The 12117-nt window shown below is 63.1% G+C and carries 10 protein-coding genes, 1 pseudogene and 1 riboswitch; of the genes and pseudogenes, 4 read left to right on the top strand and 7 right to left on the bottom strand.

All coding sequences use genetic code 11. From position 1 onward, the window contains the following. Positions 1-34: 34 nt before the first annotated feature. The 3 genes and pseudogenes from C6558_RS15895 to C6558_RS15885 all read right to left on the bottom strand — a co-directional run bounded on the left by C6558_RS15895 (position 35) and on the right by C6558_RS15885 (position 3085). Positions 35-1861 (bottom strand): ABC-F family ATP-binding cassette domain-containing protein, encoded by a 1827-nt coding sequence (locus C6558_RS15895; protein WP_025425209.1) that lies wholly within the window; start codon positions 1859-1861, stop codon positions 35-37. Positions 1862-1864: 3 nt separating this feature from the next. Then, positions 1865-2515 carry a thiamine diphosphokinase gene (locus tag C6558_RS15890; RefSeq protein ID WP_025425210.1) on the bottom strand — a complete coding sequence of 217 codons (651 nt, stop codon included), beginning with the start codon at positions 2513-2515 and terminating at the stop codon, positions 1865-1867. Positions 2516-2601: 86 nt separating this feature from the next. Then, positions 2602-3085 (bottom strand): annotated as a pseudogene (locus C6558_RS15885) (GNAT family N-acetyltransferase). A gap of 134 nt (positions 3086-3219) precedes the next feature. Then, a riboswitch (TPP riboswitch) is annotated at positions 3220-3337 on the top strand. 49 nt (positions 3338-3386) lie between these two features. Here C6558_RS15885 and thiB point away from each other — a divergent pair. The 4 genes from thiB (at position 3387) to C6558_RS15865 (ending at position 8673) form a co-directional block, all read left to right on the top strand. Next, positions 3387-4415 carry a thiamine ABC transporter substrate binding subunit gene (gene thiB, locus C6558_RS15880; RefSeq protein ID WP_025425211.1) on the top strand — a complete coding sequence of 343 codons (1029 nt, stop codon included), beginning with the start codon at positions 3387-3389 and terminating at the stop codon, positions 4413-4415. A 31-nt stretch (positions 4416-4446) separates the two neighbouring features. Beyond that, complete coding sequence (gene thiP, locus C6558_RS15875; RefSeq protein ID WP_025425212.1) at positions 4447-6051, top strand: thiamine/thiamine pyrophosphate ABC transporter permease ThiP; 1605 nt, start codon at positions 4447-4449, stop codon at positions 6049-6051. Next, complete coding sequence (locus tag C6558_RS15870) at positions 6048-6764, top strand: ATP-binding cassette domain-containing protein (RefSeq protein WP_025425213.1); 717 nt, start codon at positions 6048-6050, stop codon at positions 6762-6764. Before thiP ends, C6558_RS15870 begins: the two co-directional genes overlap by 4 nt. Positions 6765-7161: 397 nt before the next feature. Then, positions 7162-8673 carry a M48 family metalloprotease gene (locus tag C6558_RS15865; protein ID WP_025425214.1) on the top strand — a complete coding sequence of 504 codons (1512 nt, stop codon included), beginning with the start codon at positions 7162-7164 and terminating at the stop codon, positions 8671-8673. Between the two features lie 293 nt (positions 8674-8966). Here C6558_RS15865 and C6558_RS15860 read toward each other — a convergent pair whose 3' ends face one another. The 4 genes from C6558_RS15860 to C6558_RS15845 all read right to left on the bottom strand — a co-directional run bounded on the left by C6558_RS15860 (position 8967) and on the right by C6558_RS15845 (position 12117). Continuing rightward, the gene (locus C6558_RS15860; protein ID WP_025425215.1) at positions 8967-9833 is read right to left on the bottom strand and encodes an RNA polymerase factor sigma-32; all 867 of its coding nucleotides are present in this window, start codon (positions 9831-9833) and stop codon (positions 8967-8969) included. A gap of 348 nt (positions 9834-10181) precedes the next feature. Further along, positions 10182-10751: a CarD family transcriptional regulator gene (locus tag C6558_RS15855; RefSeq protein WP_025425216.1), complete on the bottom strand. Its 570-nt coding sequence runs from the start codon at positions 10749-10751 to the stop codon at positions 10182-10184. 412 nt (positions 10752-11163) lie between these two features. Beyond that, positions 11164-11502, bottom strand: a complete 339-nt coding sequence (gene fdxA, locus C6558_RS15850; RefSeq protein WP_025425217.1) for a ferredoxin FdxA — start codon at positions 11500-11502, stop codon at positions 11164-11166. A gap of 201 nt (positions 11503-11703) precedes the next feature. Beyond that, positions 11704-12117: an RNA-binding S4 domain-containing protein gene (locus C6558_RS15845; RefSeq protein WP_057210875.1), complete on the bottom strand. Its 414-nt coding sequence runs from the start codon at positions 12115-12117 to the stop codon at positions 11704-11706.

The following is a 12117-nucleotide window of genomic DNA, read 5'->3' as shown; positions in this document are numbered from 1 at the left end:
CCCTTGCCAACTTTCAACGCGGGAGCGGCGAGGCTCAGCCCTCGAGCTCCTCGCGCAGCATCTCCAGTTCCAGCCATTCCTCTTCCATGCGGGCGAGATCGCCGCGAAGCTTTTCCAGCTCCTTCGCCAGTTTCGCAAACGTATTCGGGTCCTTGGCAAAGAGGTTGGGGTCGGCCATCCGCTCCTCGCGCTTGGCTGCCTCCGCCTCCGCCTTGGCGATTTCCTTCGGCAGGTTTTCGAGTGCAAACTTCTGCTTGTAGGAGAGCTTGCCCTTGGCCTTCGGTGCCTCGGCTGCGGGGGCAGCGGCATCGGCCACCTTGGCCTTTTCCGCCTTCTCCGTCTTGCGCCGCTCTTCGATCGCGCCCTTGCGCTGCGCCATCATGTCGGTGTAGCCGCCGGCATATTCGATCCAGCGGCCGTCAGGCGCTTCGGGATTGGCCGGCGCGATGGTCGAGCTCACGGTGCGGTCGAGGAAGTCGCGGTCGTGGCTGACGAGGATGACGGTTCCGGCAAAGCCGGCGACGACCTCCTGAAGCAAGTCCAGCGTCTCGATGTCGAGATCGTTGGTCGGCTCGTCGAGGATCAGCAGGTTGGTGGCGCGGGCGAGAATGCGTGCCAGCATCAGCCGGGCGCGCTCACCGCCCGACAGTTCGCGGATCGGGGTGCGCGCCTGCTCCGGCTGGAACAGGAAGTCCTTCATGTAGCCGGTGACATGGCGCTGCTCGCCGTTGACAATCAGGCTCTCGCCCCGGCCGTCGGTCAGGTAGTGGGCCAGCGTATCGTCGAGGTTGAGATCCTCGCGCTTCTGGTCGAGCGTCGCCATCTCAAGATTGGTGCCGAGTTTCACCGTGCCGGTATCCGGCTCGATCTGCCCGGTCAGCATCTTCAAAAGCGTCGTCTTGCCGGCACCGTTCGGGCCGACAAGGCCGATCCGGTCGCCACGGTGCACGCGAATGGAAAACGGCGCAACGATCGTCCGCTCGCCGTAAGCCTTGGTGATCTTCTCCGCCTCGATCACCAGCTTGCCCGATTCCTTGGCGTCGGAAGCCGCCGCCTGAACGGAGCCCTGCGGCCCCTTGTGGCCGCGATGGCGCGAGCGCATGTCCTGCAATTCGCCGAGACGACGCATGTTGCGCTTGCGCCGGGCGGTAACGCCGTAGCGCAGCCAATGCTCCTCGCGCTCGATCGCCTTGCCGAGCTTGTGCTGCTCCAGCTCTTCCGCCTCCAGCACCTCGTCGCGCCAGGCCTCGAAATGGCCGAAGCCGCGGTCGAGCCGGCGGGATTGGCCGCGATCGAGCCAGACCGTCGCGTTCGAGACCTTTTCGAGGAAGCGCCGGTCGTGCGAGATCAGCACCAGGGCCGAACGGCTGCGGGTCAGCTCGTCTTCGAGCCATTCGATCGTCGGCAGATCGAGATGGTTGGTCGGCTCGTCGAGCAGCAGGATATCCGGCTCCGGCGCCATCACCCGGGCAAGCGCTGCGCGGCGCGCCTCGCCGCCGGAAAGGCGTGCCGGGTCTTCTTCGCCGGTCAGACCCAGGTGCTGCAGTAGGTAAGCGACGCGATACGGGTCGTCGCTTGGGCCAAGGCCCGACTCGGCATAGGCCTGCACCGTGTCGTAGCCTTCGAAATCCGGTGCCTGGGGCAGGTAGCGAACGGTCGAGGACGGATGGCGGAAGACCTCGCCCGATTGCGCTTCGGCAAGACCGGCGGCGATCTTCATCAGCGTCGATTTGCCGGAACCGTTGCGCCCGACAAGGCAGATGCGATCCCCCGGCTCCACCTGCAGGTTGGCGCCGGCCAGAAGCGGCGTGCCACCGAAGGTCAGGAAGATATCGTCGAGTTTCAGAATGGGAGGCGCCAAGGCTCAGGCTCCGGAAAGGTCATAGGGGCGGGCGAGAACGATCGCCCGGCCGGTGTCGAGGGAAATGCGAAGGGGACCCTCCGCGACATTGGAAACGGTGCGCGAAGACCCGAACGGCAACGTGAAATCGGTGAGCGGATAACGCGCGTTGACGATCGTAAGCCCGATGAGATCGGTCAGTCCGAGGATCGAGAATAGGCTGCCCTTCGGCAGATCGATTTCGATCTCGCCTGCAAGCAGCGGATAGGCCTCCTCCTCACCCGAGGTCATGAACACCGGCAACCCACGTTCGGCCAGCGAAGCAGCCTGAAGCAGGTGCAGGAAGGCATGGTCGCTGCGTGATCCTCCGAGCGCGCCGGCAAAGATCAAGGCTTCGGCGCCACGCGACAGCGCCGCCTCGACAGCGATTTCGCCATCGGTCGCAGCCTTGGCGGCGGGATAGGGCTCGCGCGGGACATCGGCAAATTCCGCGAGCAGCGCCTCCTCGGTCGAATCGAAATCGCCCACCCAGACGTCGGGGGTCACGGATAGCACCCGCGCATGCCGCATGCCGCCATCGGCCGCAACGAAGCGGCTGCCTGCGAGCTGGCGCGCAAGGCGATCGGTCGGGGTCAGTGCACCGCCGAGCAGAATGGTGAAGGTGGATCGGGCCATGGCAAAGCCCATAGCGCAAAGGCACGGGCAAGGAAAAGCAAGAAAACCGAACAAGGGCGCGATCCGGCGATTTTGCGTCCTCGTTGTCAGTGATCTTCGGGCAAGGTATCGGGAAACAGCATCTCCGCATAGATCCCGGGGTTGGAATCGGGGATCTCGATGGCGCCGACCGTGCGTCGGTAGAATTCGGCCGGGCCGACGCCGCCGATGATGGCGTAACCGTAGCCTGCGTCACGCATCGCCGTCAGGCTCACGCGCAAGAGCGCCTCGCCGATCCCCGTCCGCGCATGGCCTCGTCGACGCCCGTCGGCCCGAAGAAACCGAGCGCTGTGACATCGTGGCAGGCAAAGCCGACGATCCGGTCCTCGAACACCGCGATGTGCATGCACGTCGGCGTCGATCTGAAGGCCGCCTCCGCCTCGCCCGCCCAGCCGGAGCCAAATGTCTGCTCGATCCAGGGAACAACAAGCTTCGTTCGGGTGCCATTGCGCGGTGAATGCCGATACCGTCAGCAAGCGGTGATCTCGCTTGTGCCGGCAGTGCATAAAGGCGAACGAGCATGTCAGTCATCGCAGGCTCCTTCGGCGTCTGCAAACTCTGCCGACGATTTTACCCCATGCGCCGCGGCGCGAAAATGCGGGGCGGGCGCTTTTGCCGTCCTCAAACTTCGCTTGCCATCAAACCGGCTCGGCGGTAAATCTCTACCCGCTCTAACGGGGTGCCTTCCGACCGCATGGCGGCCGAAGGCTGAGAGGCGTTGAACGCCAACCCGCGGAACCTGATCCGGCTCATACCGGCGGAGGGATTAGACGCGATCGGATCGATACGCCCTTTTCCCATGCAACATCATTTTTAGGGAGAGGTGCCTGCCATGTCCAATTCATCGCAACTCAAGGTTCTTAGCCGGCTAGCGCTTGCCGCGACGGCAGGACTTGTCTTCGCGGCCAATGCCGTTGCTGCCGACAAGACGCTGACCGTCTACACCTATGAAAGCTTCATCACCGAATGGGGGCCGGGTGCCAAGGTCGCCGAAGCTTTCGAGAAGACCTGCGAATGCAAGGTCACCTATGTCGGCGTCGCCGATGGCGTCGAGCTTCTGACCCGCCTCAAGCTCGAAGGCGCGGCCTCCAAGGCCGACATCGTGCTCGGCCTCGATACAAACCTCGTCGCCGAGGCCAAGGCCACCGGCTTCTTCGCGCCGCACGGCATCGAGCCTGCCAACGTCAAGGTACCCGGCGACTTCACCGACGACACCTTCCTTCCCTATGACTACGGCCATTTCGCCGTCGTCTACGACACCCAGACCTTGAAGACGCCGCCGAAGAGCCTGAAGGAACTGGTCGAAGGCGACGCCTCTCAGAAGATCGTCATCGAGGATCCGCGCACCTCGACGCCGGGCCTCGGTCTGCTTCTCTGGGTCAAGGCCGTCTATGGCGACGAAGCCGGCGCCGCCTGGGCCAAGCTCAAGGACAGGGTACTGACCGTAACGCCGGGCTGGTCGGAAGCCTATGGCCTCTTCACCAAGGGCGAAGCGCCGATGGTGCTTTCCTACACCACGTCGCCCGCCTACCACATGGTGGCGGAAAACACCGACCGCTACCAGGCGGCCGAATTCTCGGAAGGTCACTACATCCAGATCGAAGTTGCCGGCATGACCAAGAGCGCCAAGGAGCCGGAGCTTGCCAAGCAGTTTCTCGCCTTCATGACCGGCCCGGAGTTCCAGTCGATCATTCCGACGACCAACTGGATGATGCCGGTCGCGGCGACCAAGGAGCCGCTGCCGGAGGCTTTTAGCAAGCTGGTCAATCCGGAGAAGACTTTCCTGCTGCCGTCGGAAGAGGTGGCGGCGAACCGCAAGGCCTGGATCGACGAATGGCTGGCCGCCATTAGCAAGAACTGAGGCGCATTTGTTCGCGCCTGCCGAAAATCGCATCACGATGACCGCCGGGACTTTAAGTCTCGGCGGTATCCTGCTGTTTGTCGGCCTGGCGATTGCAGCCCTTTTGCTCCAGAGCGGTGACTTCGGCAACAGCGTGCTGTTCGATGCCTATATCTGGCGGGTAACGCGCTTCACCTTGCTGCAGGCGAGCCTTTCGACGCTGCTTTCCGTTGTTCTTGCCATCCCGATCGCACGGGCGCTTGCGCGCCGGCCGAGCTTTCCCGGCCGCGTCTGGGTTCTGCGGGTGATGGCCCTGCCGCTCGGCCTGCCCGTGCTTGTCGGCGCGCTCGGGCTGATCGAGATCTGGGGCCGGCAGGGCGCGCTCAACACCGCCCTCGCCGGCCTCGGGCTGCAGCAGCCGATCAGCATCTACGGCCTTTTCGGCATCCTGCTCGCCCACGTCTTCTTCAACATGCCGCTTATCGCACGTCTCTTTCTCGCCGGGCTCGAGCGCATCCCTTCGGAATACTGGAGAACCGCCGCCAATCTCGGCATGCCGCCAGCCGCACTCTTCCGCTTTGTCGAGTGGCCGGTCCTTCGGGGATTGCTGCCAGGTGCTGCCGGCCTCGTCTTCATGCTCTGCGCCACCAGCTTCACGCTGGTGCTGACGCTCGGCGGCGGGCCTGCCGCCAGCACCATCGAGGTCGCGATCTACCAGGCGCTGCGCTTCGATTTCGACCCGCCGCGGGCGATCGCCCTGTCCGCCCTACAGATCGTCATGACCGGAGCCCTGCTCCTGGCTCTAACGCGTGTCGCGACCGAACCTGCACAAAGCGCAACCGCGGGCAAAATCTCCAGACGCTATGATGCAGGAACCGGCCTCTCCCGGACGTCCGACGCCGGCTGGATCCTGTTCTCGCTGCTCTTCATCGGCGCACCGCTGATCGCCGTCGTCGGTTCCGGCCTGCGTGCGGATCTGGTGAAGCTTGCCGGCGACCCGACCGTGCATCGTGCTCTCGTCACCAGCATTGTCATCGCCGTCCTCTCGGCATTCTTTTGCGTCACCATGGCCGCCGCGATGATCCGCGCCGCCGGCATCGTCGTGGCGCGTCGCCACGCCCCGACCTTGGCCAGGGCATTTGCGGGCACTGTCACCGCCAGCACGTCGCTGGTGCTGCTGGTGCCGCCGGTCGTGCTCGGTGCGGGATGGTTTCTGCTCCTGCGCCCCTTCGGCGATGTCGCCCGTTTCGCCCCCGCCATCGTCGTCGCCATCAACGCATTGATGGCGCTGCCGTTCGTGCACCGGATCCTGGCACCGGCGATGGCAACACATGCCGCACGCACCGACCGACTGACAGCAAGCCTCGGCATCCGCGGCTTCCATCGCCTGCGATGGATCGACTTGCCGCCGCTCCGGAAACCGTTGCTGATGGCGTTCTCCTTCGCCATGGCGCTGTCGCTCGGCGACCTTGGTGCAGTGGCGCTGTTCGGTTCGCAGGACATGGTCACGCTTCCATGGCTGCTCTACAGCCGGATGGGCAGCTATCGCACCGCGGATGCAGCCGGTCTGGCGCTCTTCCTCGGCCTCATCTGCCTGATCTTCACCATGCTCGGCACGGCCGGCGACAGGCGAGTGCCGGAAGGACGAAACGCATGAATTCCCAGGCGGCGGTAGAACTTGTTGGCGTCGACGTTCGTTACGACACCACCGCACTGCACTTCGATTGCGCCATTCAGCCAGGTGGCATCGTCGCAGTTGCCGGGGCCTCCGGGTCGGGAAAGTCGACCCTCTTTCATGTCATCGCCGGTTTCGAGGAGCCGGACCGGGGCGAGGTTCGCATTCTCGGCAAGACGATGTCGGGACAGGCGCCGGCAGAACGACCCGTCTCCGTGATCTTTCAGGACAACAACCTGTTTGCACATCTCGACGTCGCGACCAATGTCGGCTTCGGCATCAGCCCCTCGCTTCGCCTGTCGGTCGCTGATCGCGCACGGATAGACGATGCCCTCGGCCGCGTCGGGCTCGACAGCTTCGGCAAGCGCCTGCCGCCGACGCTGTCCGGCGGCGAACGACAGCGTGTGGCGTTGGCGCGCGCCTTGGTGCGACATCGCCCGCTGCTGCTGCTGGATGAGCCTTTTGCCGCTCTCGATCCCGGCATGAGGGCCGGTATGCGGGCACTGCTGCAGGACCTGCATGATCAGGAAAACAACACGATCCTGATGATCACGCACCATCCCGATGACGTGAGGGCGCTGGCCGATAGCGTGCTTTTTCTGGACCAGGGGCGTATCATCGCCCATGACCCGGTCGAGCGCTTTCTCGAACGGCGCGATATGGCGTCCATCAACCGCTTTCTCGGCAACGCGTGATGCGACGTGGAATCTTGGAGCATTTCCAGGAAAAGTGCGAAGCGGTTTTCCGTCAGGAAATGCGTGGAAACAGGCAGATAGAGCGTTTCCGCGACGTCGTCTAAACCGGAAATGCTCTAGCGCGCGTGGTACTCCGCCACAATTTGACCGCCGCGCCATGCGACGCGCGGATTGTCCGGCCGGAGCGTCACGAATATTCGCGTATCCGTTGCCGTGATACCACGGGGCAACTATTTCTACCGGGGTAAACTAGGCAGGTGGCGCTGAAATCAGATACAGCAAGACCAGGGCTGGAATACTCTTCCCGGATCGGACGTATCCGGCTGAAAAAGTAAGACTTTCAACGCCGCCCGAGTCCCTGTTGTGGGGTGGCGTTGGACGGGAAACGGGCTGAGGCATGGAAAGTCATACAGTCAGAAACGACCGGTTCCCGCCCAAGCGCGGAGGCCTCCGGACACGTGCTGTGGTTGCATTGCTTGCGACGACGCTGCTTTCCGCCTGCCAGTCGGTGATCGAGCAGACCTACGAGCCGACCGTATCGCCGTCCTCCAATCCGCAGATCGTCGACGAAGTCCAGAAGAACGACCCCCGTGCCCAGCTCGGCGCGCGCGAACACCCGCGCATCGTCGCGAGCTACGGCGGGGAGTACAAGGACGCAAAGACGGAGCGGCTGGTCGCCCGCATCGCCGGCGCCCTGACGGCCGTCTCGGAAAACCCGCAGCAGTCCTACCGCATCACCATTCTCAATTCCCCGGCGATCAACGCCTTTGCGCTGCCCGGCGGCTATCTCTATGTCACCCGCGGCCTGCTTGCGCTTGCCAATGACGCGTCCGAGGTTGCGGCCGTGCTGTCGCATGAAATGGCGCACGTCACCGCCAACCATGGCATCGAGCGCCAGCAGCGCGAAGAGGCGGAAGTCATCGCCAGCCGCGTCGTCTCCGAGGTGCTGTCCTCGGATCTCGCCGGCAAGCAGGCACTGGCGCGCGGCAAGCTGCGTCTGGCCGCCTTCTCCCGCAACCAGGAGCTCCAGGCTGACGTCATCGGCGTGCGCATGCTGGGCGAGGCCGGTTACGACCCCTATGCGGCGGCACGCTTCCTCGATTCCATGGCCGCCTACAGCCGCTTCTCCGCGGTCGATCCGGAAGCAGACCAGAGCCTCGACTTCCTATCGAGCCACCCGAATGCCCCGCAGCGCGTCGATCTCGCGCGCCGGCACGCGCGCGCGTTTGGCGCCGAGGGCACCAGCGGCGACCGCGGGCGCGACTATTATCTCGCCGGCATCGACGGCCTGCTCTATGGCGACAGCCCGCAGGAAGGCTATGTCCGCGGCCAGACCTTCATGCATGGCCAGCTCGGCATTCGTTTCGACGTGCCGACCGGCTTCCAGATCGACAACAAGGCAGAAGCGGTCCTGGCAACCGGCCCCGGCGACGTGGCGATCCGTTTCGACGGCATCGCCGATACGGCCCGCAAGAGCCTGACGGATTACATCGCCAGCGGCTGGGTGACCGGCCTGCAGCCCGATACCATCCGTCCGATCAGCGTCAACGGTCTTGAGGCCGCAACGGCCCGCGCGTCTGCCGATCGCTGGGACTTCGACGTCACGGTCGTGCGCATCGACAACCGCATCTACCGCTTCCTGACTGCCGTTCCAAAAGGGTCGCGCGCGCTGGAGCCGACGGCAAACCAGCTGCGCGCAACGTTCCGCAAGATGACGCCGGCCGAAGCACAGTCGCTGAAGCCGCTGCGCATCCGCGTCGCCGTGGTCAAGCCCGGAGAGACGATCGCCATGCTGTCGGCCCGGATGATGGGTACCGACCGCAAGCTCGATCTGTTCCGGCTGATCAACGCCATGCAGGTGACCTCGACCATCAAGCCGGGCGACCGGGTGAAGATCATTTCCGAATAAACGCCAACGGCGCCGCACCATTCAGTCCGACGCCGTCTTATGTCTTCGTGTCAAAGATGCGAAATCGCTTGCCGTGCCCGACGCGCGTTTGACGCGTTGAGGTTTCCGGCGCGAACGTGCAACTGCGTCATCACGTGTTCACCCGTCCTATGGACGGGATGGCCACCCACTGCATGTTTCCTTAAATCCTATTCGATTTAAGGATAAAAACATGCAGCAATTCAAAGTGCTACAGCGACCTTAGCGCGTCTAATAAGACGCGCGGCGCTGTAGGCACGTCTCCCGAAAATGCTTCAGTGCACGACCGATGTCAGCGCCGGAGCCTTGGTTGCCAGCGCCGCCCTGAGCTTTTCAAGCGCCCGCGTCTCGATCTGGCGGACCCGCTCCTTGGAGATGCCGAGGTCGAGCCCGAGCTCCTCCAGCGTTGCGCCTTCCTCTGACAGACGTCGTGCGCGGATGATCCGCATCTCGCGCTCGGTCAGCGCACCCATGGCGTCGTGCAGCCAGATGCGGGCACGCTCGCCGTCGATCATGTCGCTCACCTGTTCGTCAGGCAGCGGCGCGTCGCTTGCGAGAAAGTCGAGGCGCTCTCCCCCATCGGAATCCGCCCCACCGACCGGTGCCTGCAGCGAGGTGTCGCTGCCGGAAAGGCGGGCATCCATGGTCTGGACGTCGGCAATGCTGACCCCGAGTGCGGCGGCAATTTCCTCATGCATAGCCTGCGATGTGAGCTGACGATCGCCTTGGGCAAGCCGCGCGCGCAGCCGGCGAAGATTGAAGAACAGCGCCTTCTGCGCCGAACTGGTGCCGCCACGAACGATCGACCAATTGCGCAGAACGTAGTCCTGCATCGAGGCACGGATCCACCAGGTCGCGTAGGTCGAGAAGCGCACTTCACGGCTGGGCTCGAAGCGCGCGGCGGCTTCGAGCAGGCCTATATGCCCCTCCTGAACGAGATCGCCCATCGGCAGGCCGAAATTGCGGAATTTTGCCGCCATGGAAATGACCAGCCGCATATGCGACATGGCGATCTTGTTGCGGGCGTCCTGATCGTGATCGTTTCGCCAGGCCGTGGCCAGGGCGTGTTCTTCTTCACGCTCGAGATAAGGCGCCTCCATCGCAATCTTGATCATGCGCCTGTCTGCTGTGAGAGTCCTCATCGATCGCTCCATGGCGGGCGCCTGGACGCCGCTAACGGGTGAAGTCCAAGGGCCGGACGGAAGGACCCGACCGACGCCGACGGCGGCTGGTGCGACGACACCGAAGCTTGAAGAACCGGTGCAGCGCCCTACTTCCAAACTACGAAGCTGAATTCTGACAGAAGATCAGAGCACCCAGATCGCCCCGGCAGGAAGGCGGCGCATCCCTGCCGGCTTTGATAAATGCGCGCCGGCGAGAAAAGTTCCCTCGCCCCGACGAAAAAGCTGCAAGCAGGAATGGTGCAAACGAAAAAGCCCGGCGCGATGGCCGGGCTTTGTCTTGTCGTGATGGTATGGGACTGGCGCTCTTTAAGCTGCCTCGTCCTGGGCGTCGTCTTCTTCGATCGCCTTGCCGCGCTTCGGACCCTTGTTAAGATTGGCTTCGACCAGGCGAACAGCCTCGGTCTCGGACATCTTGTTCACGGCCGCGATTTCGCGCGCCATGCGGTCGAGGGCAGCTTCATAGAGCTGGCGTTCGGAATAGGACTGCTCCGGCTGGTTTTCTGCGCGGTAGAGGTCGCGCACGACTTCTGCGATCGAGATCAGATCGCCGGAATTGATCTTGGCATCGTATTCCTGTGCGCGGCGCGACCACATGGTCCGCTTGACGCGAGCCTTGCCCTGCACAACCTTCAACGCGCGATCGACGAAATCGGTCTCCGAGAGCTTGCGCATGCCGATGCTGACGGCCTTGGCGACCGGCACCTTCAGGCGCATCTTGTCCTTTTCGAAATCGATGACAAAAAGCTCAAGCTTCATGCCGGCAACTTCCTGCTCCTCGATAGCGACGATCTGTCCGACGCCATGGGCCGGATAGACAATCGATTCACCGGTCTTGAAGCCGTGGCGTGTCGAAGATTTTTTCTGCTGGGTCGTCATTCGTTTCAAAAACTCCCTGTTTCGCACCCGGCCATTCTTGGCCGGGGCCGGGTCAGTGAGGCCCGGGATAGACGGGGATACCGCCGGGTGGGTCCATCCTGGTCCGTCCAAAGGAACCCAAACAATCCCATCAAACGCGGTCACAATAGAGAGACGCAACGGTGCGTATCTGGAAAAACCGCGCTGTGGAGATCGTTTGCTTTCGTGAGGTTTTCGGGCGCGCAAAAACACCCTCTGTGGATCAGTAGAAGGACCCTATCACAAAAAACTGCGGAAATCAATAATTTGCTGCATGGCAGCCATCAAGCCGCCATTCTCGCAGATGCGAGGGCGGAGCCTGATTTTCCCCAGATTTGACGCCGGGGTCATTATCGTCTCGCCAGCCTCGGCGCACGGACCGAGGCCGAGCGCCTCAGTCGCCCTGGCCGGGTTCGGCAGAGAAGTACTTCTCGTACTTGCCTTCGACCCCGTCCATTTCCTTGGCTTCCGGCATCGCGTCGCGCTTGATGGTGACGTTCGGCCACTTGGTGGCAAAATCAGCGTTCACTTTCAACCACATATCGAGGCCCGGCTCGGTGTCTGGCTTGATGGCCTCGGCAGGACATTCCGGCTCGCAGACGCCGCAATCGATGCATTCATCGGGATGAATGACGAGAAAATTCTCGCCTTCGTAGAAGCAGTCCACCGGGCAGACTTCAACGCAATCCATGTACTTGCAGCGAATGCAATTGTCGGTCACGACATACGTCATGAGGTACTCCAGCCAATGCTCACGTTTGATGGCGGACCGCAATCAATGGTGATGCTCATGTCCGCGCATGCTAGGAATGTCCGGCGCGCATAGCTGCCGAAGCAAGACCGATGCACTCAACGTGGGTTGTCAGGTAAAGGCTTTATGGACCCTTTGCAAGAATATTCAATGCGCAAAACGCCGCGCTGAAGGCAGAGTTTTCTAATCGTCGAGCGGATTGAAACCGGGCTTCAACCGGTCGGTTTCGCGCCGCTCTTTCTTGGTGGGTCGCCCCGCCCCCGGCTCACGCGTCGCGAGGTCAAAAGCCGAGAGCTTTTCCCGCGGCTCCGCCGGCGTCAGGTCCTCGTAGAGCAGCCGCGCCTCATCGAAAGGGCCGCGTCGTTCGCCGGGCAGAAGCACACGCACGATCACGTCGCGCCGCTCGAGCGACACAGCGAGCACATCGCCCGCCTTCACCTGGAAGGAGGACTGCTTGACCCGTTCGTCATTGACAGTGACGTGCCCCGCCTCGATCGCCTTTTGGGCGAGCGAGCGGGACTTCAACAGGCGCGTGAAGAACAGCCATTTGTCGAGACGCTGGCGCGATGCCGGGTTGGACGCAGACTGTTTCTCCAT

Source organism: Ensifer sp. NM-2 (assembly GCF_003024455.1).
Taxonomy (GTDB): domain Bacteria; phylum Pseudomonadota; class Alphaproteobacteria; order Rhizobiales; family Rhizobiaceae; genus Ensifer; species Ensifer canadensis.
Note: the sequence above shows the minus strand (reverse complement) of the source record. Positions and strands in the feature narration are given on the sequence as shown.